The 20,748-nt window shown below is 69.0% G+C and carries 18 protein-coding genes and 1 tRNA gene; 12 read left to right on the top strand and 7 right to left on the bottom strand.

All coding sequences use genetic code 11. The annotated features are described in order from the left end of the window. The first annotated feature begins 118 nt into the window (after positions 1 to 118). Entirely contained in the window at positions 119 to 1,735 is a 1,617-nt protein-coding gene (locus ACIOKD_RS31435) for an MFS transporter (RefSeq protein WP_402090704.1), read from the top strand. Between the two features lie 293 nt (positions 1,736 to 2,028). Further along, positions 2,029 to 2,337 carry a small hydrophobic protein gene (locus ACIOKD_RS31430; RefSeq protein ID WP_402090702.1) on the top strand — a complete coding sequence of 103 codons (309 nt, stop codon included), beginning with the start codon at positions 2,029 to 2,031 and terminating at the stop codon, positions 2,335 to 2,337. Between the two features lie 347 nt (positions 2,338 to 2,684). Here ACIOKD_RS31430 and aceE read toward each other — a convergent pair whose 3' ends face one another. Then, positions 2,685 to 5,432, bottom strand: coding sequence for a pyruvate dehydrogenase (acetyl-transferring), homodimeric type (gene aceE / locus ACIOKD_RS31425; RefSeq protein WP_402090700.1), 2,748 nt, complete (start codon positions 5,430 to 5,432; stop codon positions 2,685 to 2,687). A gap of 509 nt (positions 5,433 to 5,941) precedes the next feature. On the opposite strand from aceE, the gene ACIOKD_RS31420 reads away from it, so the two are divergent. The 6 genes from ACIOKD_RS31420 to ACIOKD_RS31395 all read left to right on the top strand — a co-directional run bounded on the left by ACIOKD_RS31420 (position 5,942) and on the right by ACIOKD_RS31395 (position 10,704). Continuing rightward, entirely contained in the window at positions 5,942 to 6,379 is a 438-nt protein-coding gene (locus ACIOKD_RS31420) for a DUF3052 domain-containing protein (protein ID WP_055519877.1), read from the top strand. 158 nt (positions 6,380 to 6,537) lie between these two features. Next, a complete protein-coding gene (locus tag ACIOKD_RS31415) occupies positions 6,538 to 6,996 on the top strand; it encodes a peroxiredoxin (protein ID WP_402090697.1) in 459 nt (152 codons plus the stop codon). Between the two features lie 138 nt (positions 6,997 to 7,134). Further along, a complete protein-coding gene (locus tag ACIOKD_RS31410) occupies positions 7,135 to 7,710 on the top strand; it encodes a TerD family protein (RefSeq protein WP_217452480.1) in 576 nt (191 codons plus the stop codon). A 131-nt stretch (positions 7,711 to 7,841) separates the two neighbouring features. Further along, on the top strand, positions 7,842 to 8,417 hold the full coding sequence (locus ACIOKD_RS31405) for a TerD family protein (protein WP_402090694.1): 576 nt from the start codon (positions 7,842 to 7,844) through the stop codon (positions 8,415 to 8,417). 279 nt (positions 8,418 to 8,696) lie between these two features. Continuing rightward, positions 8,697 to 9,842, top strand: coding sequence for a DUF475 domain-containing protein (locus ACIOKD_RS31400; protein ID WP_402090692.1), 1,146 nt, complete (start codon positions 8,697 to 8,699; stop codon positions 9,840 to 9,842). 124 nt (positions 9,843 to 9,966) lie between these two features. Beyond that, positions 9,967 to 10,704: a Tellurium resistance gene (locus ACIOKD_RS31395; RefSeq protein ID WP_402090690.1), complete on the top strand. Its 738-nt coding sequence runs from the start codon at positions 9,967 to 9,969 to the stop codon at positions 10,702 to 10,704. Positions 10,705 to 10,921: 217 nt separating this feature from the next. Here the strand turns inward: ACIOKD_RS31395 and ACIOKD_RS31390 are convergent, their stop codons facing one another. Continuing rightward, positions 10,922 to 11,809 (bottom strand): TerD family protein, encoded by an 888-nt coding sequence (locus ACIOKD_RS31390; RefSeq protein WP_402090688.1) that lies wholly within the window; start codon positions 11,807 to 11,809, stop codon positions 10,922 to 10,924. Positions 11,810 to 12,020: 211 nt separating this feature from the next. Between ACIOKD_RS31390 and ACIOKD_RS31385 the strand changes: the two genes are divergently transcribed. The 3 genes from ACIOKD_RS31385 to ACIOKD_RS31375 are packed head-to-tail and all read left to right on the top strand — an operon-like array spanning position 12,021 to position 16,615. Then, the gene (locus ACIOKD_RS31385) at positions 12,021 to 13,184 is read left to right on the top strand and encodes an HpcH/HpaI aldolase/citrate lyase family protein (protein WP_402090686.1); all 1,164 of its coding nucleotides are present in this window, start codon (positions 12,021 to 12,023) and stop codon (positions 13,182 to 13,184) included. Between the two features lie 30 nt (positions 13,185 to 13,214). After that, entirely contained in the window at positions 13,215 to 15,791 is a 2,577-nt protein-coding gene (locus tag ACIOKD_RS31380; RefSeq protein WP_402090684.1) for a phosphoribosyltransferase, read from the top strand. Beyond that, a complete protein-coding gene (locus ACIOKD_RS31375) occupies positions 15,791 to 16,615 on the top strand; it encodes an HAD family hydrolase (RefSeq protein WP_402090682.1) in 825 nt (274 codons plus the stop codon). The genes ACIOKD_RS31380 and ACIOKD_RS31375 overlap by 1 nt, the downstream gene beginning before the upstream one ends. Here the strand turns inward: ACIOKD_RS31375 and ACIOKD_RS31370 are convergent. The 3 genes from ACIOKD_RS31370 to ACIOKD_RS31360 all read right to left on the bottom strand — a co-directional run bounded on the left by ACIOKD_RS31370 (position 16,593) and on the right by ACIOKD_RS31360 (position 18,304). Continuing rightward, the gene (locus ACIOKD_RS31370) at positions 16,593 to 17,222 is read right to left on the bottom strand and encodes a DedA family protein (protein ID WP_402090865.1); all 630 of its coding nucleotides are present in this window, start codon (positions 17,220 to 17,222) and stop codon (positions 16,593 to 16,595) included. The two genes, ACIOKD_RS31375 and ACIOKD_RS31370, sit on opposite strands and share 23 nt — an antisense overlap. A 173-nt stretch (positions 17,223 to 17,395) precedes the next feature. Next, on the bottom strand, positions 17,396 to 17,632 hold the full coding sequence (locus tag ACIOKD_RS31365) for a zinc ribbon domain-containing protein (RefSeq protein ID WP_402090680.1): 237 nt from the start codon (positions 17,630 to 17,632) through the stop codon (positions 17,396 to 17,398). Between the two features lie 9 nt (positions 17,633 to 17,641). Continuing rightward, positions 17,642 to 18,304 (bottom strand): DUF4383 domain-containing protein, encoded by a 663-nt coding sequence (locus ACIOKD_RS31360; RefSeq protein ID WP_402090678.1) that lies wholly within the window; start codon positions 18,302 to 18,304, stop codon positions 17,642 to 17,644. 282 nt (positions 18,305 to 18,586) lie between these two features. Here ACIOKD_RS31360 and ACIOKD_RS31355 point away from each other — a divergent pair, with 282 nt between their 5' ends. Next, positions 18,587 to 19,336: a hypothetical protein gene (locus ACIOKD_RS31355; protein WP_402090677.1), complete on the top strand. Its 750-nt coding sequence runs from the start codon at positions 18,587 to 18,589 to the stop codon at positions 19,334 to 19,336. Positions 19,337 to 19,653: 317 nt separating this feature from the next. Here ACIOKD_RS31355 and ACIOKD_RS31350 read toward each other — a convergent pair whose 3' ends face one another. Together ACIOKD_RS31350 and ACIOKD_RS31345 are read right to left on the bottom strand one after the other, a co-directional pair. Further along, the gene (locus tag ACIOKD_RS31350; protein ID WP_402090675.1) at positions 19,654 to 20,022 is read right to left on the bottom strand and encodes a DUF6086 family protein; all 369 of its coding nucleotides are present in this window, start codon (positions 20,020 to 20,022) and stop codon (positions 19,654 to 19,656) included. 437 nt (positions 20,023 to 20,459) lie between these two features. Beyond that, positions 20,460 to 20,534 (bottom strand) — tRNA-Val (locus ACIOKD_RS31345). Positions 20,535 to 20,748: the final 214 nt, after the last annotated feature.

Below are 20,748 nucleotides of genomic sequence, written 5' to 3'. Positions count from 1 at the left end.
CCCGGGTGGGCACCCAGGTGTCCTTCGGTTGCGCGTGTCCGCCCCGCGGATGACGTGTCAGTTACCGAATTGTGAAGTGGTTTGTCAATTGTCAGCGACTGTCACTAACCTCGAACGTATGACTAGTCAGACCACCGTCGACAAGACGGGCCCGGCCGACGAGACCCCGGCCGCCTCCGGCCCGGCACCGGCCGAGGGGCTGCGCGGCCACCCGTGGTTCACCCTCATCACCGTGGCCGTCGGCGTCATGATGGTGGCCCTCGACGGCACCATCGTGGCCATCGCGAACCCGGCCATCCAGAAGGACCTCGGCGCCACCTTCGCCGACGTCCAGTGGATCACGAACGGCTACTTCCTCGCGCTCGCCGTCACGCTGATCACGGCGGGCAAGCTCGGCGACCGCTTCGGCCACCGTCAGACCTTCCTCATAGGCGTGGTCGGCTTCGCGGCGGCCTCGGGGGCCATCGGGCTCTCCGACAGCATCGCCTTCGTGGTGGTCTTCCGGGTGCTCCAGGGATTGTTCGGCGCGCTGCTGATGCCCGCCGCGCTCGGCCTGCTGCGGGCCACCTTCCCGGCCGAGAAGCTGAACATGGCGATCGGCATCTGGGGCATGGTCATCGGCGCCTCCACCGCGGGCGGTCCGATCCTCGGCGGGGTGCTCGTCGAGCACGTCAGCTGGCAGTCCGTGTTCTTCATCAACGTGCCGGTCGGCATCCTCGCGGTCGTCCTCGGCGCGGTGATCCTGACCGACCACCGGGCCAAGAACGCGCCGCGCTCCTTCGACCTGCTCGGCATCGGCCTGCTGTCCGGCGCCATGTTCTGTTTGGTGTGGGCGCTCATCAAGGCCCCGGCGTGGGGCTGGGGAGCCGCGCTGACCTGGACGTTCCTCGGGATCTCCGTGCTGGGCTTCGCCCTGTTCGCGTTCTGGGAGAACCGGGTGCGCGAGCCGCTCATCCCGCTCGCCCTCTTCCGCTCGGTGCCGCTGTCGGCCGGCGTGGTCCTGATGGTGCTCATGGCGATCGCCTTCATGGGCGGCCTGTTCTTCGTCACCTTCTACCTGCAGAACGTGCACGGGATGAGCCCGGTCGACGCGGGTCTGCATCTGCTGCCGCTCACCGGCATGATGATCGTCGGTTCTCCGCTGGCCGGCTGGCTGATCGGCAAGACGGGACCTCGCATCCCGCTCGCGGGCGGCATGGCGTTCACGGCCGTCGCGATGTTCGGTATCTCGACGCTGGAGACGGACACCGGCAGCGGGCTCATGTCGATCTGGTTCGGACTGCTCGGCCTCGGCCTCGCGCCCGTCATGGTTGGTGCCACCGAGGTCATCGTCGGCAACGCGCCGATGGAGCTGTCCGGCGTCGCGGGGGGCCTTCAGCAGGCCGCCATGCAGATCGGCGGCAGCCTCGGCACCGCGGTCCTGGGCGCCGTGATGGCCTCCAAGGTCGACAACGACCTCGCGGGCAACTGGGCCGACGCGGGGCTCCCGAACCTCTCCCCGGCCGAGCTCGACCAGGCCGCGGAAGCGGTGCAGGTCGGCGCGCCACCGGTGGCACCGGGCACACCGCCCGAGATCGCCGCGAAGATCACGGATGTCGCCCACGACACGTTCATCTCCGGCATGAGCCTCGCCAGCCTGGTCGCGGCGGGTGTCGCCGTCGTGGCCGTCTTCGTCGCCTTCCTCACCAAGAGGGGCGCCAACGCGGAGGCGGGCGCGGGAGTCGGCCACATCTAGTCCGGCTCCGAAATCCCCCTACACCCCGCCGAGTTCATTCGGCGGGGTTTTCGCCTATCCGAGTGACACCTCTACGTATGACTTTCATACCGCCCGTCACCCGGGTCAGAGTGGTCTCAACTGATCTGTACGGAACGGGCAGTTCGGTTGAAGTGGCGGCGTGCTGCCGGAGGGGGGCAGCACGCCGCGCAACCGCATCAAAGAAGTACGCGTCTGAATTGACATGACCGGGGTACCCGACTTCCGAGCCAGAACCGACCGGCATTCGGTCGGCTCAGAGGTCCAGGGAGTTGATGATGGCGGGCTTCGGTCACACCACGCGCAAACACCCTCGCTCACGTAGCCGTACGAGGTCACGGAGCGGGCCGGACAGCGCGACGCTCGGAATCATCGGAGTCATCTGCGCGGTCGCCGGATTCTTTGTGCTGGGGATCATCCTCGGCCCGGCGGCCATCGTCTGCGGCTGGCTGGCAATGGGGCGCCGCTGGAACGGCGCCCGCCCGGTACCGGCATTGATCGCCGTGGTGCTGGGAGCGATCGACACCGTTCTGGCCATCGTGTGGATGGTCGGAGCGGCGGCCCCCGGCGGCATGATGTTCTGACCGGGCCGCAGGATTCAGATGTGCCCCGCGCCCCTCCAGGGCCCGCGGGGCACATCTCTGTGCACGACCCGTGCGGGCCCGGCGGGGGCCGGCGGCGCAGTTCCCCGCGCCCCTTCGAGACGTGGCTGCGCCCCGATAGGAGCGCGGGGAACGGCGCGCTCAGCCCTCGCGCGCCCGCACGCACCTGGTGCTTTCAGGGGCGCGGGGAACGGCGCGCTCAGCCCTCACGCGCCTGCACGCACCCGGTGTTTTCAGGGGCGCGGGGAACTGCGCGACCAGCACCCACCGGGCCCGCACCCGCAGGTCTCCCTGCAGGTCACTCCCGAAGGTCACCCCCGCGCGGAGCGCTACGCGTCCCCGCCCGCGGCCCCGGGATCAGCCGCCGCCACATCGAGCAACTGATACCGATCGATCGCCTGCTTCAACAGCGACCGATCAACCTTCCCCTCGCGCGCGAGCTCCGTCAGCACCCCCACCACGATCGACTGCGCGTCGATGTGGAAGAACCGCCGAGCGGCCCCCCGCGTATCGGCGAACCCGAACCCGTCCGCGCCCAACGACTGGTAAGTCCCCGGCACCCACCGCGAGATCTGGTCCGGAACCGACCGCATCCAGTCGGAGACGGCCACGAACGGCCCCTCGGCCCCCGACAGCTTCCGCGTCACGTACGGAACGCGCTGCTCCTCCTCCGGGTGCAGCAGGTTGTACCGCTCCACCTCCACGGCCTCGCGCCGCAGCTCGTTCCAGGAGGTCGCCGACCACACGTCGGCCCGTACGTCCCAGTCCTCGGCGAGCAGCCGCTGCGCCTCGACGGCCCACGGCACCGCGACACCGGACGCCATGATCTGCGCCGGGATGGCGCCCGCAGTACCCGCCGCGAAGCGGTGGATGCCCGCGAGGATGCCCTCGACGTCGACGTCCGCCGGCTCGGCGGGGTGCAGGATCGGCTCGTTGTAGACGGTGAGGTAGTAGAAGACGTCCTCGCCGTGCGGGTGCGCGTCGGACGAGCCGTACATCCGCCGCAGCCCGTCCTTCACGATGTGCGCGATCTCGAACCCGTACGCCGGGTCGTACGCGACACAGCCCGGGTTGGTCGAGGCGAGCAGCTGCGAGTGCCCGTCCGCGTGCTGCAGACCCTCACCCGTCAGGGTCGTGCGTCCCGCGGTCGCGCCCAGTACGAAGCCGCGCGCCAACTGGTCGGCCATCTGCCAGAACTGGTCGCCGGTGCGCTGGAAACCGAACATCGAGTAGAAGACGTACACCGGGATGAGCGGCTCGCCGTGCGTGGCGTAGGCCGAGCCGGCCGCGATCAGGGAGGCCGTACAGCCCGCCTCGGAGATGCCGTCGTGCAGCATCTGCCCGGTCGGCGACTCCTTGTACGCGAGGAGCAGGTCCCGGTCCACGGCCTCGTACTGCTGCCCGAGCGGGTTGTAGATCTTCGCGCTCGGGAAGAACGAGTCCATGCCGAACGTGCGGTACTCGTCCGGCGCGATCAGCACGAACCGCCTGCCGATCTCCTTGTCGCGCATGAGGTCCTTGAGCAGCCGTACGAACGCCATGGTCGTGGCGATCGACTGCTGACCGGAGCCCTTCTTCACACTCGCGTACGTCTTGTCCTCGGGCAGCGCGAGGGGCTTCGAGCGCACGACACGCGTCGGGACGTACCCGCCGTTCGCCTTGCGGCGGTCGTGCATGTACTGGATCTCCTCCGAGTCCCGGCCCGGGTGGTAGTACGGCGGCGCGCCGGACTCCAGCTCCTTGTCGGAGATCGGCAGGTGCAGCCGGTCGCGGAAGCCCTTGAGGTCGGCGACCGTCAGCTTCTTCATCTGGTGCGTGGCGTTGCGGCCCTCGAAGTTCGGGCCGAGCGTCCACCCCTTGACCGTCTGGGCGAGGACCACGGTCGGCTGGCCCTTGTGTGCCTTGGCCGCCGCGAAGGCCGCGTAGACCTTCCGGTGGTCGTGACCGCCGCGGCCCAGGTGCAGGATCTGGTCGTCGGTCATGTTCTCGACCATCGCCCGCAGCCGGTGGTCGTGACCGAAGAAGTGCTCGCGGATGTACGAGCCCGTCTCGGTGGCGTACGTCTGGAACTGGCCGTCGGGCGTGGTGTTCAGCTGGTTGACGAGCACGCCGTCGCGGTCCTGCGCGAGCAGCGGGTCCCAACTGCGGTCCCAGACGAGCTTGATGACGTTCCAGCCGGCACCGCGGAACTGCGACTCCAGCTCCTGGATGATCTTTCCGTTGCCGCGTACAGGGCCGTCGAGGCGCTGGAGGTTGCAGTTGACGACGAACGTGAGGTTGTCCAGGCCCTCGCGGGCGGCGATGGACAGCTGGCCGAGTGACTCCGGCTCGTCCATCTCGCCGTCGCCGAGGAACGCCCAGACGTGGGATTTCGAAGTGTCCGCGATGTCGCGCGCCGCCATGTAGCGGTTCATCCGCGCCTGGAAGATCGCGCCGAGCGGACCGAGGCCCATGGAGACGGTCGGGAACTCCCAGAAGTCCGGCATGGAGCGCGGGTGCGGGTACGAGGACAGCGCGCGCGGGGCCTTCGACTTCTCCTGCCGGAAGGCGTCCAGCTGCGCCTCGTCGAGGCGGTCGAGGAGGAACGCGCGGGCGTAGATACCGGGGGAGGCGTGCCCCTGGAAGAAGATCTGGTCGCCGCCGTCACCCCCGTCCTTGCCGCGGAAGAAGTGGTTGAAGCCCACGTCGTAGAGCGAGGCGGAGGACGCGAAGGTGGCGATGTGGCCGCCGACACCGATACCGGGCCGCTGGGCCCTGGACACCATCACGGCCGCGTTCCAGCGGGTCGCGTTGAGGATCTTGCGTTCGATCTCCTCGTTGCCGGGGAAGAACGGCTCGTCCTTGGTGGCGATGGTGTTGATGTAGTCGGTGCTGCGCATCTCGGGAACGGCCACGCGCTTCTCGCGAGCCCGTTCGATCAGCCTCAGCATGAGATAGCGGGCCCGCTCCCGGCCGCGCTGGTCCACGGCGGCGTCGAGGGAGTCGAGCCACTCCTGGGTCTCTTCGGGATCGAAGTCAGGGACCTGACTCGGAAGGCCGCCAATGATGATCGGGTTGCGATCGGGTCCGGAAGCCACGCTGTTCCTTCGCTCTCGGGGGGGGCCGCTTCTTCTCGGTTTCTTCAGTTTTTACTTTGCTTTTTCTCTGGTTTCCTGGGCGTCTGCACCGTTCCCCATCGTGTACCTCGGGAGCGGAAACGTCATCTCTACCGAGAGGTAACCGACACGTTCGTACCGTTCTCCCAAGGGCGGGTCCGGCAAATCGCAACGATACGCCCGACCCGTGACGCGTACCGCAAAGGCATTCGAGTCTCGTACCCTCGTAGGGTTCCAGAATTCACAAACCGGGGCAGATTCCTGTGGTGTGCGTCACCAACGGCTGTGATTCCCTGACTGGAGTTGCGGCGACACGGCCTGGATCGTCACCGTTTCGGCGGTCTTGACGGCCGGGTACTTGCGCGATCCGCCCCGCCCGTGTGGACTACGGCCAATGCTGCGCGCACGCGCGTGGCTTGAACTTCCCCAGGATCTCGGCTTCGCCCGGGCCGGGGAGGACCCCATTACCGAACATGATCAGGAGGCAACCCGTGAGCGCGACCGCGGACCACGCGGAGGAGCGGACGAGCCTGGCCGCCAGGCTGGGATTCCAGCCCGAGCAGGTGGTCCAGGAGATCGGCTTCGACGACGACGTCGACCAGGAGCTCCGCTCGGCCATTGAAGAAGTAATCGGCAGCGAGCTCATGGACGAGGAGTACGACGACGTCGCCGACGCCGTTGTGCTCTGGTTCCGAGACGACGACGGCGACCTGACGGATGCGCTGGTGGACGCCACCACGTACGTCGAAGAGGGCGGCGCCGTCCTGCTGCTGACGCCCAAGACCGGCCGAGACGGTTATGTGGAGCCCAGCGACATCGCCGAAGCTGTGACGACCGCGGGTCTGTCCCAGACCAAGGGCATCAGCGTGGGGAAGGACTGGAGCGGCACAAAGCTGGCGACGCCGAAGACGGCAGCCAAGAAGCGCTGAGGCGCAGCCGAGGCCAGGAGGCCCCCGTCGACTCCGGTCGACGGGGGCCTTGTCCGTCCGCGGGTCGGTGGGGGCTGAGTGCGCGCCCCGCTTTCGGGGGCTCTGCGTAGGGTGGAGGTCACCCGAACAGCCCGGATCGACGGAAGGGACGCAAGGCCATGGCGATCGAGGTCGGCGACAAGGCTCCGGACTTCGAGCTGAAGGACAATCACGGTGCCACCGTGAAGCTCTCCGACTTCCGGGGCGCGAAGAACGTGGTGCTGCTCTTCTACCCCTTCGCCTTCACCGGCGTGTGCACCGGCGAACTGTGCGCGCTGCGCGACAACCTGCCGCGGTTCGCCGACCGCGACACCCAGCTCCTCGCCGTCTCGAACGACTCCATCCACACCCTGCGCGTCTTCGCCGAGCAGGAGGGCCTGGACTATCCGCTGCTGTCGGACTTCTGGCCGCACGGCGAGGTCTCGCGCGCGTACGAGGTCTTCGCCGAGGACAAGGGCTGCGCGGTGCGCGGCACCTTCGTCATCGACAAGGAGGGTGTCGTCCGCTGGACCGTCGTCAACGCGCTGCCGGACGCACGGGACCTGGACGAGTACGTGAAGGCGCTCGACGCCCTGTAGAGCCCTGGATGCGACACTTCGGGATTCTTCGTGCCCCAGGGACTGCGGTGGCGGGGAACCTCTCACTAGGATCGACACGTTGATCCGATACCAACGCACTACGGGGCTTCCCGCCCCCGGACACCAATGGGAGGACTCGTGGGAGTCAGCCTCAGCAAGGGCGGCAACGTATCGCTGTCGAAGGAGGCCCCGGGCCTGACCGCGGTCATCATCGGTCTGGGGTGGGACATCCGCACCACCACCGGTACCGACTTCGACCTCGACGCGAGCGCGATCCTGACGAACGCGGAGGGCAAGGTCAGCAGTGACGCCAACTTCGTGTTCTTCAACAACCTGAAGAGCCCCGACGGCTCCGTCGAGCACACCGGTGACAACACCACCGGTGAGGGCGAGGGCGACGACGAGCAGATCAAGGTCAATCTCGCCGGGGTCCCCGCCGACATCGAGAAGATCGTCTTCCCGGTCTCGATCTACGACGCCGAGAACCGCCAGCAGTCGTTCGGCCAGGTGCGCAACGCGTTCATCCGCGTCGTCAACCAGGCCGGCGAGGCGGAGCTCGCCCGGTACGACCTCTCCGAGGACGCCTCGACGGAGACCGCGATGGTCTTCGGCGAGCTGTACCGCCACGGCGCGGAGTGGAAGTTCCGCGCCATCGGCCAGGGGTACGCCTCGGGCCTGCGCGGCATCGCGCAGGACTTCGGCGTCAACGTCTGAGCCGTTCCTCGGGGCCGGGTCCGGCCCCGAGGAGCATCACCACTTCCCGTCCGGCGCCGCACCTCCTAGTGCGGCGCCGGACGTGCTGGTACCACGGCACGACCAAACGGCTTCACCGGGGAGGACCAAACATGGGTGTCACGCTCGCCAAGGGGGGCAATGTCTCCCTCTCCAAGGCCGCACCGAACCTCACGCAAGTGCTGGTCGGGCTCGGCTGGGACGCACGCTCCACCACCGGAGCGGATTTCGACCTCGACGCCAGCGCGCTGATGTGCAATGCGGGCCGGGTGCTCGGCGACGAGTGGTTCATCTTCTACAACCAGCTCAAGAGCCCCGACGGCTCGGTCGAGCACACCGGGGACAACCTCACCGGTGAGGGCGAGGGCGACGACGAGTCCATCCTCATCGACCTCCCCAAGGTGCCCGCCAACGTGGAGAAGATCGTCTTCCCGGTCTCGATCCACGACGCCGACAACCGCGGCCAGACCTTCGGCCAGGTGAGCAACGCGTTCATCCGGGTCGTCAACCAGGCCGACGGCCAGGAGCTCGCCCGCTACGACCTCTCCGAGGACGCCTCCACGGAGACCGCGATGATCTTCGGCGAGGTCTACCGCTACGGCGGCGAGTGGAAGTTCCGCGCGGTCGGCCAGGGCTACGCGTCCGGGCTGCGCGGCATCGCCCTCGACTTCGGGGTCAACGTTTCGTAAAGCCGGGTACGCGGAAAGCGACCCCTGTGATCAGAGGGTCGGCCGTGGTGTCACGAAGTGGTGCCACCCAGTGAGATGGCCCAGGTGGCGGAAGGCGCGTCACCTATGTTCGGGCCCCCTGGACCTGCGACTTTCCGAGCGGAAGGGCCCGGCCCTCTCCTCCGGGGAGTCGGCCCTCTAGACTTCGAGGTCAATGTTTCGTAAAGCCGGGTACGGCGGGGGGAAACCCCCTCCGGACTTCGTCCGGGGGTAGCCCCCCAACTCACGATTGGGTAGCCAGTGGTTCTGAAAACCTTCGGCTGGTCGTTCGCGGTCACCGCGCTCGGCCTGGTCGCAGCGGTTTTGATCGGCGGATGGACCGCGTTCGGGATCGTACTGATCCTGTCCATCCTCGAAATCTCGCTGTCCTTCGACAACGCGGTGGTCAACGCCGGAATCCTGAAGAAGATGAGTGCCTTCTGGCAGAAGATCTTCCTCACCGTCGGCATCCTGATCGCCGTTTTCGGAATGCGGCTCGTCTTCCCCGTCGTGATCGTCGCGATCAGCGCCTCGCTCGGCCCCATCGAAGCGGTCGACCTCGCACTGAACGACGCCGACCGATACCAGGAACTGGTGACCGACGCCCACCCGTCGATCGCCGCCTTCGGCGGCATGTTCCTGCTGATGATCTTCCTCGACTTCATTTTCGAGGACCGTGACATCAAGTGGCTGGGCTGGCTGGAGCGCCCGCTCGCCAAGCTCGGCAAGGTCGACATGCTGTCGGCCTGCATCGCCCTGATCATCCTGCTCGGCACCGCGCTGTTCCTGGCCCCGCAGGCCCATCTGCACGCGGGCTCCGCCGACAAGGCGGAGACGGTCCTGCTCTCCGGCGTCGCCGGCCTCATCACGTACCTGGTCGTCGGCGGACTCTCCGGGTTCTTCGAGAACCGCCTCGAAGAGGCGGAGGAGCGCGAGCACGAGGCCGAGGAGGAGGCCAGGGCCAAGGGCAAGGAGATCTCCGCCGGAGCCCTCGTCGGCAAGGCCGCCTTCTTCATGTTCCTGTACCTCGAAGTACTGGACGCGTCCTTCTCCTTCGACGGTGTGATCGGCGCGTTCGCCATCACCAACGACATCGTCCTGATGGCGCTGGGCCTCGGCATCGGCGCGATGTACGTCCGGTCGCTCACCGTCTACCTGGTCCGCCAGGGCACCCTCGACGACTACGTGTACCTGGAGCACGGCGCCCACTACGCGATCGGCGCCCTCGCGGGGATCCTGCTGATCACCATCCGCTTCGAGGTCAACGAGATCATCACCGGCCTCGTCGGTGTCGTCCTGATCGCCTGGTCCTTCTGGTCCTCCGTGCGCCGCAACAAGGCTCTGGAGGCCGCGGAGGGAAAAGCTGATCCCTCGGACGACAAGACAGAGGTCTCGTCCGGGGTGTGACACCGGTCAGGTTGAGGAACGCTCTGTGAGGGGCGGCTGCCGAGGAGTCCTCGGCAGCCGCCCCGGCGTATGAGGCCCCGGTCTCTGGTCGGGGCGGGGTGAACGGGCGAGCGTGGGGGCGGGAATGAGATTCTGGGAAGGCCTGTGGCGCGGGCGGTCGACGCAGTTCGACTCGGGCAGCGCGGCGACCAACGCCATCGAACTGACCAAACGGAACCAGACGATCTCACTCAGCAAGCAGGGTGCGGCCACCGGCAATCTCCGTATCAACCTCTCGTGGCGGATGCGGACCTCCGACATAGGCGGGCCCCAGCGGGGCAGTCTGCTGCGGCACCCCTTCAAGGCCCTGAAGCCTGAAGTGGTGCAGGCGCACACCCAGTCCATGGTCAACGTCGACCTCGACCTCGGCTGCATGTACGAGCTGGCCGACGGCACCAAGGGAGTCGTCCAGCCGCTCGGGAGCTTCCTGGGGGACCTGAACGGCGCGCCCTACGTGAAGCTCAGCGGTGACGACCGGTTCGGCTCCGGCTCGGGCGAGACGATCTTCGTCAACCTCGATCACCGCAAGGAGATCAAGCGGCTCCTGGTCTTCGTCTACATCTACGACCAGACCCCCGCCTTCGACCGTACGCACGCGATCGTGACCCTGTACCCGAGCAACGGGCCCCGGATCGAGATCGGGCTCGACGAGCGGCACTCCCAGGCCCGGTCCTGCGCGGTCGTCATGATCGAGAACGTCAAGAACGAACTCGTGGTGCGGCGCGAGGTGAAATTCGTGTACGGCTTCCAGGCGGAGCTGGACCGTCTCTACGGCTGGGGCCTCCAGTGGGGCCGCGGCTACAAGGCGAAGGCCGACCGTTAGCGGGCCCCGGGCCCGGCCCCGGCCCCGTAAGGGGCGCGGGGAACTGCGCGGCCAACCCCCACCGGCCCGCGGTCGAGGTGCTGCCCCGCGGTCGGCTCCGCCGGGGCGCTCCCGAGCTCGGGAGCGCGCGTTCAGGGGCGGGTGCGGGTCCATCGTGGCCGGCCGCGCAGTTCCCCGCGCCCCCAAGGGCGCTCGCGCCCCTGAAAAGGCCCTGCCCCTAGCGGCCGATGAACTGCGGTCCCTGCGGCGGGAGGCGGAAGTCCGGGTCGGGGGCCGGGCCCACCGGCTGGGGGTAGCCGTACCCGGACGGGGCCGCGGCGGGCCGGGGCGGCTGCGGGTACCCGTACGCGGGCGCACTGGTCGGCTGCGGATACCCGTACGCGGGCTGCGTGGCCGGCGGCTGCTGCCGGGTCGGCTCCGGGCCGGGAGCGGCCGGCGGATAGCCGTACGCGGGCTGCACCGGCTGCTGCGGCACCTGCGCGGTCGGCTCCTCGGGCGGCAACGGCTGCGAGCCGGCCCGCCCGGCGGACGCCGCCCTCTCCTCGCCCCCGGACTCGTCCACCGAGATGCCGAAGTCGGCCGCAAGGCCCTGCAGCCCGTTCGAATAGCCCTCGCCGAGGGCCCGGAACTTCCAGCCCTCGCCGCGCCGGTACAGTTCACCGCAGATCAGCGCGGTTTCCTCACCGGTCTCCGGCTTGATGTCGAAGTACGCCAGCGGCTCGGCGTCCCCGATCGTGGCGTCGAACACCACAATCCGCAGTGCGCGTACCCGGTCGAAGGTGACGTCGTCGGCGGAAGCGACAAGGAGAATCCGTCCCACACCGTTGTCAACGCCCGCCAGATCCGACTGAATCGTATCGGTGAGCCCCTCGGCGAGACCGTCGTTCACGCGCTTCTTGCCGAGTCGCCAGACCTTCCCCGAAGGATGCCGGGGCTGGTTGTAGAACACGAAGTCCTCGTCGGACCGCACACGACCGTCGGGACCGAGGAGGAGTGCGGAGGCATCCACGTCCGGGACACCCCGTCCCGGCGTCCAGCGCAGCACGGCGCGCACCGCCGTGGCATCCAGCGGGACGTTCGACCCCTTCAGCATGGCGTGCGTCATACGGTCATCCTGCCCTCTCGGCCCTGGTCACGACAACGTGGGGGTGCGCTCCGGTCGCGCTCCCGTCCGACCCGCCGTGTGAGTGGACGGCACAATGGTGTTTGTCCGCGTTACCTGAATTTCATGCCCGATGGGAACCCCGGACACGGATCTCTACGTACTATTACCGGCCACATATCGTCAGGCCATCTAGCCGCCCCGGGGGAGACTAATGCGTCATTTCGGGCATATTGCCCCTGAGGTGCGGGACCGCCTCTTCTTCCAGGAGCCGTGCGTCTTCACCGCGGACTCCTCGCCCCGGGTGCTGGCCGCAGCACTCGGAGCCACTCTCTACTCCCCCGCGACCAGGCCGAAGCTCGCCGACGACATCGTGAAGCAGGCCGGTGCCGGGGTCGTCTCGATGGTGGTGTGCCTGGAGGACTCGATCGGCGACGCGGACGTCGTGGACGCCGAGGAGAACCTCGTCAGGCAGTTCCGTGACCTGGCCGACCGCCCAGGGGACGAGCTGCCCCTGCTCTTCATCCGGGTCAGAGCGCCCGAACAGATACCCGACCTCGTCCGGCGGCTCGGTACCTCCGTGCGGCTCCTGTCCGGATTCGTACTGCCGAAGTTCACCGAGGAACGGGGGGTCCCGTTCCTGGAGGCGCTCACCGAGGCCGAGGGCGCGAGCGAGCGGCGGCTCTTCGCCATGCCCGTCCTGGAATCGCCCGAACTGCTGTACCGCGAGTCCAGGGCGGAGACCCTCGCCGGGATCTTCCGGGCCGTCGACAAGTACCGCGACCGGGTGCTCGCCCTGCGGCTCGGCGTCACCGACTTCTGCTCGGCGTACGGCCTGCGCAGAGCGCCCGACATGACCGCGTACGACGTGCAGATAGTGGCCTCCGTCATCGCGGACGTGGTGAACGTCCTCGGGCGGGCCGACGGCACCGGCTTCACGGTGACCGGGCCCGTGTGGGAGTACTTCCGCGTCCAGGAGCGCATGTTCAAGCCGCAACTGCGCCGCAGCCCCTTCACACCGGAGGCCGAGGACCTGCGCGCCGCCCTGATCGAGCACGACATGGACGGCCTGCTGCGGGAGATCTCCCTCGACCGGACCAACGGGCTGCAGGGCAAGACCTGCATCCACCCCTCGCACGTGCTGCCCGTGCACGCCCTGTCCGTGGTCAGCCACGAGGAGTTCAGCGACGCCCAGGACATCCTGCGGCCCGAGCGGGGCGGCGGAGGCGTACTGCGGTCCGCGTACACGAACAAGATGAACGAGGTGAAGCCGCACCGCGCCTGGGCGGAACGCACCCTCCAGCGCGCCGAGGTCTTCGGCGTCACCAACGAGGACATCGGCTTCGTGGAGCTGCTCGCCGCCGGAATCCCCGGCTGACACACATCCCGGCTGACACACAAGGAATCCATGAACAAGGCTGTGAACGACGGGTCCGGCGTCTGGTCCGCGACGGGCTTCCGCCCCGGAACCAGGGCCGGAGCGCGTGGGTCCTTCGGCGGGCCCGCCGAAGGACCCGACGAGGGGCCCGTCGGCGAGGTCTGGTCCGGGAGCTGGGTCGCCGGGCGCCTCGGCGTGGAGCTCGTCGGGGACGAAGGACTCGGGGAACTCCTCGGGCTCGCGCTCCGGCGCAACCCCAGGCGCGCGCATCTGCTCGTGTCGAACGTGCTGGGCAAGCACGTACCGCAGTCACCCGCCGTCGTGTACGGCTACGGATTCGCGCTCGGGCTGCGCGTACGCGCCCTGCTCGGAGAGGAGGCGGCGGGCCGGGCCGTCGTCCTCGGGTACGCCGAGACGGCCACCGGGCTCGGCCACTCGGTCGCGGACGGCGTGGGCCTCGCCCCCTGCCTCCACTCCACCCGGCGCCCGGTCGCGGGCGTCGCGACGGCCGGCGGCTTCGAGGAGTCCCACTCGCACGCCACCTCGCATCTGCTGCTCCCGGAGAACCCCGGCCTGCTGGCCACCGACGGCCCGCTCGTCCTCGTCGACGACGAGTTCTCCACCGGCAACACGATCCTCAACACCATCCGTGACCTGCACGCACGCTATCCGCGCGGCCGGTACGTGATAGTCGCCCTGGTCGACATGCGCTCGGCCGCGGACCTCGGACGCCTCGCGGACTTCGCCCAGGAGATCGACGCGACCGTGGACCTGGTGACGGCCGCCTCCGGCACCGTACGGCTGCCCGAGGGCGTATTGGAGAAGGGACAGGCGCTGGTCGCCGAGCACGAGGCGGCTGCGGTGGCCGTGGCGTCGCGCCCCGAGCCCGGCGCGATCGTCCGGGTGGACCTCGGCTGGCCGCAGGGCCTCGCCGACGGCGGACGGCACGGCTTCACGCCCGAGCACCGCGTCCGCCTGGAGGGCGCCCTGCCCGCCATGGCGGCCCGAACAGCCGAAGCGCTCCCGCCCGCCGCCCGGCGCGGCCGCGTCCTCGTACTCGGCTTCGAGGAGCTGATGTACGCGCCGCTGCGGCTCGGTGTCGCGCTGGAGAAGCTGACCGACGCCGAGGTGCGCTACTCCACGACCACCCGCTCACCCGTGCTCGCCGTCGACGACCCCGGCTACGCGATCCGCACCCGGCTCGTCTTCCCCGCCCACGACGGCCCGGCCGACGGACCCGGCGAGCGGTACGCCTACAACGTCGCGGGCGCCGGCTTCGACGCCGTCGTCGCCGTGGTCGACTCCACCGCCGACACCCCCGAACTGCACGCCCCGGACGGCCTGTTGGCGCAGCTCGCCGCGCATGCGGGCAGTGTGCTGCTGGCCGTGGTCCCCTCGTACGTCCCCGGCCCCTCCGCGTACGTCTCCGAAACCGCTGAAAGGTCTTCGATGCTGCCCGAGCCCCTCCGTGGCCCCGACTTCTCCTCGTACGCGGCGGACGAGGTCGGCTGGCTGCTGCAGGACCTCTCGGACACCCGCCTCGAAGCGCCCACCGAAGAGCGCGAGGAGGCCATCCAGAGCGGCGGCGCCCACTACGCGGAGTCGCTGCCGGTGGAGTACCAGCCGAGCCCCGAGTACCAGGAACTGTTCCGCGACGCGCTCGCCGGCTCCGCCGCCCGGATCGCCCTGGCCGTCGGCGCGGTCACCGAGACCGTCCTCGCGGAACGCTCACCGCGGCCCGTGCTCGTCTCCCTGGCCCGCGCCGGCACCCCCGTCGGCGTCCTGATGCGCCGCTGGGGCCGGCACCGCCACGGCCTGGACCTGCCGCACTACGCCGTCTCCATCGTGCGCGGACGCGGTATCGACGCCAACGCGCTGCGCTGGCTGGCCGCCCACCACGACCCGGCCGACATCGTCTTCGTGGACGGCTGGACCGGCAAAGGCGCCATCACCCGCGAACTCGCCCAGGCCGTCGAGGAGTTCGAGGCGTCCGACGGCATCGGCGGCTTCGACCCCGAGATAGCGGTCCTCGCCGACCCCGGCTCCTGCGTGCGCACGTACGGCACCCGCGAGGACTTCCTCATCCCCTCCGCGTGCCTCAACTCCACCGTCTCCGGGCTCATCTCGCGTACGGTGCTCCGCGCCGACCTGGTCGGGGAGCACGACTACCACGGGGCGAAGTTCTACCGCGAGCTCGCCGGCACGGACGTCTCCGTCGAATTCCTGGACGCGATCTCCGCCCGCTTCGACGAGGTCGGCGACGCGGTGGACGACCGGGTCAAGGAACTGCTCTCCGCCGACCGGGCCCCGACCTGGGAGGGCTGGGCGGCGGTCGAGCGCATCAGCGAGGAGTACGGCATCCACGACGTGAACCTCGTCAAGCCGGGCGTCGGCGAGACGACCAGGGTGCTGCTGCGCCGCGTCCCCTGGAAGATCCTCGCCAGGGCCGGGGCGGGCGCCGACCTCGACCACGTACGCCTGCTCGCCGAACAGCGCGGCGTACCTGTCGAGGAGGTCGCCGAACTTCCGTACACCTGCGTCGGGTTGATCCACCCCCAGTACACGCGCGGCGCGACCGGCGCCGACGGCAGGGCGGTGACGGTCTGATGCCCGGACCCGCTCCGCGCACGCTGGTCGCGAGCGACCTCGACCGGACACTCATCTACTCCGCCAACGCGCTGGCGCTGACCGGACCCGACGCCGAGGCGCCCCGGCTGCTCTGCGTCGAGGTCTACCAGAACAAGCCGCTGTCGTACGTGACCGAGACCGCGGCCGGACTGCTCACCGAACTGGGCGGCGCGGCGGACTTCGTCCCGACCACGACCCGTACCCGTGAGCAGTACCACCGGATCCGGCTCCCCGGCCCTGCCTCGAAATACGCGATCTGCGCCAACGGCGGCCACCTCCTCGTAGACGGAGTCTCCGACCCGCGGTGGCAGGCCCAAGTGACCGCGCGCCTGGCGGACGAGTGCGCCCCGCTGGACGAGGTGCGCGCGCACATGGCGGCCACCGCCGACCCGGCCTGGGTGCTCAAGCAGCGCGTCGCCGAGGACCTCTTCGTGTACTTCGTCGTCGAGCGCGAACTGCTCCCGGCGGACTGGGCGAAGGAACTGGCCGTCTGGGCGGAGAACCGCGGCTGGACGGTCTCCGTCCAGGGCCGCAAGGTCTACGCCGTACCGAAGCCGCTCACCAAGAGCGCGGCCATGCGGGAGGTGGCCCGCCGTACGGGCGCGGCCCGCACTCTCGCGGCCGGCGACTCCCTGCTCGACGCCGACCTGCTGCTGGCCGCGGACCGCGGCTGGCGTCCGGGCCACGGCGAACTGGCCGAGGCGGGATGGACGGCGCCGGGGGTCACCGCGCTTGCGGAGCGGGGCGTGGCCGCGGGGGAGCGGATTCTCCAGGAGTTCCTCAGCGCGAGCGCGACTCGGTAGGAGTACGAGGGTCCTTCGCCGCACGCCGTCGGCCGCCCCGACCGGGCCTGAAGAGGCGCACGCCCACGAGGACCAGCAGCGCGAGCGCGGCGCCGGCCAGCACCACCTTCGAGTACGCCGACACATAGCCGGCGACGTCGGTCCAGTTCTCGCCGAGGAAATAGCCGGCGAGGACGAAGACCGTGTTCCAGATGGCGCTGCCGAGGGTGGTGAGGCCGAGGAAGACGGGCAGCGGCATGCGTTCGACGCCCGCGGGAACCGAGATCAGGCTGCGGAAGACGGGGATCATCCGTCCGAAGAAGATGGCCTTGGTGCCGTGCCGGGAGAACCACGCCTCGGTCTTCTCGATGTCCGACACCTTGACCAGCGGCAGCCGCGCCGCGATGGCCACCGTGCGGTCGCGGCCGAGCAGCGCCCCCACGCCGTACAGCGCCAGCGCCCCGACGACCGAACCGGCCGTCGTCCACAGCAGGGCGGCGAACAGGTTCATCTGCCCGGTGCTCGCCGCGAACCCCGCGAGCGGCAGGATCACCTCGCTCGGGATGGGCGGGAACAGGTTCTCCAGGGCGATGGCGATGCCCGCGCCGGGGGCGCCGAGCGTGTCCATCAGGCCGTTGATCCACTGCGGTGCGCTGCTTCCGGTCACGCACCCGACGCTAGAGAACGGAAGCTGAAGGCAGACTGAAGCCGGGTTCGCCGGAGCCGGAGCCGGAGCTGGAGTCGGAGCCGAATTCGGAGCCGAATCCGGGCGCGGGCGCGGGCGTCACCGGCTGTGTGCGGTCAGCCGCAGCAGCCCCCGCCGCAGCAGCCGCCTCCGCCTCCGCCGCCCGGTGCGGGCGCGGGAGACGAGGCAGACGAGGCAGACGAGGATGAGCCGCCGACCGCCACCGTCGACAGCAGCTTCACCGTGTCGTCGTGGCCGGCCGGACAGTCCGCGGGCGCGGACGACTCGGCCATCGGACGGCTCTTCTCGAAGGTGTCGCCGCAGGTCCGGCAGCGGTATTCATAGCGAGGCATGCGCACAGGTTAGCGGGCGGAGCGCCGCTCTCCCAGAGGAGCGGGAGCGGGAGCCGGAGCGGCAGCGGGAGCGGCAGCCGGAGCTGGGCCGGGGCCCGTGGAATCCGTGCCCTGGGCCAGGGCCCTCGCGCGCAACTCGTCCCCCGCCCTCGCCCGCTGCTCCCGCTCGGCCTGCTCGGGATGGCGGGACCGCCAGTACGGGTTGTCGTGGGGCAGGGCCGAGCCGACCCGTCCGTACATCCCGAAGAACATCAGCATCACGCCGACCACGAAGCTGAACAGCACGTTCGGGATGCGGAAGGCGAGGACGTTGCGGTCCGTGTCGAGCAGGGCGAGGTTCACGAAGCCGCTGAGGATGAAGAGGACGCCGAGAACCATGTTGATCGTCGAGGCGACGTTGCCGCCGATGATCATGCCGCCGAAGAGCAGCAGCCCCACACAGACGGAGAGCACGCTGAGCGCGCCGTTGGTGCTCAGCCCCGACACCTTGTCCCCGTGGGTGTCGAAGAAACCGACCTTGTCGATCAGCCCCAGGATGCCGAAGGCGAGCAGCACGAGCCCCATGAGCCCCGCGCCGATCCGGTAGAACGTGCTGAGCCGATGATCGACCGGCAGGTGCTCGTCGAGCCTGGTCCGCCGCCTGGGTGCCGTCCGCAGTACATGCGCTGCCATGTCCGCCTCCACGGGTGCGATCCACGGGTGCGATCCCCAGGTGTGATCCCCGGGTGTGATCCTCGGTGCGAGGGAGGGCGTCAGTCCTGCTCCACCCAGCATCCGCCCGGCGAGCCGGTCCCGCCAGCCCTGAGATCCCCGGCCCCGAACGATCAGCGGTCGATCCGGTCAACCAGCGGTCGGTACCGTGCACTCGATGGGGGTGAATAGCGGCCGCGGACAAGAGCTTTTCGCCACTCACGCGCACCGGCGCGGTTGGATGGACATATGAATTTGCGTGCTGTGGCCTTGGTCGTCTGCTCCGTGGTCGCCTCAATTCTCCTGTTGGCTCTGCTGGTTCGCATCATTCCGCAGCGCTGGCGTGAAGGCCCCGCATTGAAGGATTCCGTCGAACATTTCTCCGCCCTCAATAGAACGTTGTTCAGTTTCATTCTTGCCCTCTCGATCGTTTCCGCCGGAACGAGTCTGAGCAAAGCCGCCGACCAGGTCAGCGACGAGGGCGCGAGCCTCACCAATCTCTACTGGGCGACCCGGCCGCTGCCCGACACCACTCGCGGGTCGGTTCGTGAGCTGACCCGCCAGTACACGGTCACGGTGATCAACGAGGAGTGGCCGGCCATGGCGAGGGGTGGGTCCAGCTCACAGGCGCAGGACCAGTACGACGAGCTGCGGCGGGAGCTGCAGGACGCCTCCGGCGGCGAGTCCGGGCGCGAGCAGGCCTACACGCGGGACTCGCTGGTGGCCCTCCGGGCGGTGGGGGACGCCCGGCGCGCGCGGATGATGTCGGTGTCCCAGGAGATCCCGAATTACCTCTGGATCGGACTGATCCTCTCCGCGATGCTTCTGGTACTTGCCGCCGCGGTCCAGATCCCGGCTCTGACAGGCCCGGGAATCGCAAGCATCGGCATGCTGACCCTGCTGGTCTCCGCGGTACTGGCATTGCTGGCGGCCATGAACCATCCCTTCGGCGGAGGAGTCCACGTGGAGCCGGACGCTCTGCAGTTCGCACTGCGGCGCTTCTCGGAAATCTGAAACCCCGCAGTCCGGGAGGCGGGCCCTGCGCGCTCGCTCGCGCACGCAGGAAAAGGCCCAGGCAGCCGGCGTCACACCGGTTGACCTGGGCCTTAACGGGCGCATGCGCAGCGCATTGATGATGAGCGACTCCGAGGAGGCGGGCAGCGATGTGACCGTGGGTTCAAATCCCACACCCACCGCAGGTGAACAACTCCTGACCAGGAGAACCGGTTGGGGTCGTTCTTGTATGCGGTGTCCGTCAAACACCGTGGTTCCCCGTCAGTTCCCGGACGATCGGGCACGACAGGGGCACGGCAGCCTTCTGCTCCGTAGCTCTAGCCCCTGCCCTGCCCCATGGAACGCGTGAAGACCATCCTCCCCTCCCTGAGATCCTCCTCGTGCTCGGGCTTCAGCGTGATCGGGGCCTCCGCGTGTTCCAGGAGGACGAGCGAGGTGATCAGTAGGTCGCGCGTCAGACCGCGCAGCACCGGATTCCCGGCCGAGGAGTACGTGCCGTACAGACCCTGCACGAAGGCCCGGAACGTCGGCAGCTCTATGTCACAGCTGCCCTGAGGGGCCGGTGTCAGGCCGGTCGGTAGCTCCAGGAACTCCGCCGCGCCCCGCGCAAGGGAGAGGTACAGCAGTCCGCTGTGGTAACCCGCGTCCCACAGAGTCTCTCCGCCCAGTTCGTACGGGTAACTCACTCTGTGATCTCCACACTCTGAAGCCGAGCCCGGGGCCTACCGCCCTGAATGTCTTGAACCGTATAGCTGACGCCGCACCGCTACCCACCACTCACCCCAGCTCCCATCCCGTCCGCCTTCGACCCACACACCGTGGAGCGGGCGTGGTTCAGGGTGTGTGGGTGGAGTGCGCCACTGTCCGAACGACCTTGACGCCCCGGGCCGCAAGCGCTCGGCTTGCGTTCCCGGCCTCGCTCGGCGAGGAGCTGGCTCATCAACTCCCCGAGTACGCGGGTGCCGGCCGGACCGGGCTTGTCTTCGTCGGGGCCCGCCACTCGTGAGCTGATGCATCGGATGGCTCACTCGTCCGTGCGGGGCGCTCCGCACGCCAACAACGATCAAGGCCCAGGCATCCGGCATCACACCGGTTGACCTGGGCCTTGTCTGTGTCCTGGACCTGGTGGGCGCGGACGGTTTCGAACCGCCGACATCCGCCTTGTAAGGGCGGCGCTCTACCACTGAGCTACGCGCCCGGGACGAGTCGACAGCCTACATTGCCCGGGGTGGTGCCCCGCAAACCCGTTCCGAGGGCTTGGACGGCTCCGGGGGATGCGGGGGTTTTCCCCACCCCGGATCCGGGAGTGGTCCGGATCCCGCGGCGGGGGACGGGTCCGTACGGTCGAGGTGTTCGGGGCGCAGGTGGGGCCTCGGGCGTTCGAATCTGGGGGAGTCCCGTTATGAGTGGTC

The sequence above is a fragment of the Streptomyces sp. NPDC087844 genome, assembly GCF_044742785.1.
Classification (GTDB): Bacteria; Actinomycetota; Actinomycetes; order Streptomycetales; family Streptomycetaceae; genus Streptomyces.
This window is presented reverse-complemented; position numbering and strand designations above follow the sequence as displayed.

Bases quoted from the DNA above. Each gene is read 5' to 3' on its own strand.
- ACIOKD_RS31360 (WP_402090678.1), bottom strand. From the start codon at position 18,304: ATGGCAGCGCATGTACTGCGGACGGCACCCAGGCGGCGGACCAGGCTC.
- ACIOKD_RS31435 (WP_402090704.1), top strand. From the start codon at position 119: ATGACTAGTCAGACCACCGTCGACAAGACGGGCCCGGCCGACGAGACC.
- ACIOKD_RS31375 (WP_402090682.1), top strand. From the start codon at position 15,791: ATGCCCGGACCCGCTCCGCGCACGCTGGTCGCGAGCGACCTCGACCGG.
- ACIOKD_RS31365 (WP_402090680.1), bottom strand. From the start codon at position 17,632: ATGCCTCGCTATGAATACCGCTGCCGGACCTGCGGCGACACCTTCGAG.
- ACIOKD_RS31385 (WP_402090686.1), top strand. From the start codon at position 12,021: ATGCGTCATTTCGGGCATATTGCCCCTGAGGTGCGGGACCGCCTCTTC.
- ACIOKD_RS31430 (WP_402090702.1), top strand. From the start codon at position 2,029: ATGATGGCGGGCTTCGGTCACACCACGCGCAAACACCCTCGCTCACGT.
- ACIOKD_RS31395 (WP_402090690.1), top strand. From the start codon at position 9,967: ATGAGATTCTGGGAAGGCCTGTGGCGCGGGCGGTCGACGCAGTTCGAC.
- ACIOKD_RS31415 (WP_402090697.1), top strand. From the start codon at position 6,538: ATGGCGATCGAGGTCGGCGACAAGGCTCCGGACTTCGAGCTGAAGGAC.
- ACIOKD_RS31380 (WP_402090684.1), top strand. From the start codon at position 13,215: ATGAACAAGGCTGTGAACGACGGGTCCGGCGTCTGGTCCGCGACGGGC.
- ACIOKD_RS31370 (WP_402090865.1), bottom strand. From the start codon at position 17,222: ATGGACACGCTCGGCGCCCCCGGCGCGGGCATCGCCATCGCCCTGGAG.
- ACIOKD_RS31390 (WP_402090688.1), bottom strand. From the start codon at position 11,809: ATGACGCACGCCATGCTGAAGGGGTCGAACGTCCCGCTGGATGCCACG.
- ACIOKD_RS31405 (WP_402090694.1), top strand. From the start codon at position 7,842: ATGGGTGTCACGCTCGCCAAGGGGGGCAATGTCTCCCTCTCCAAGGCC.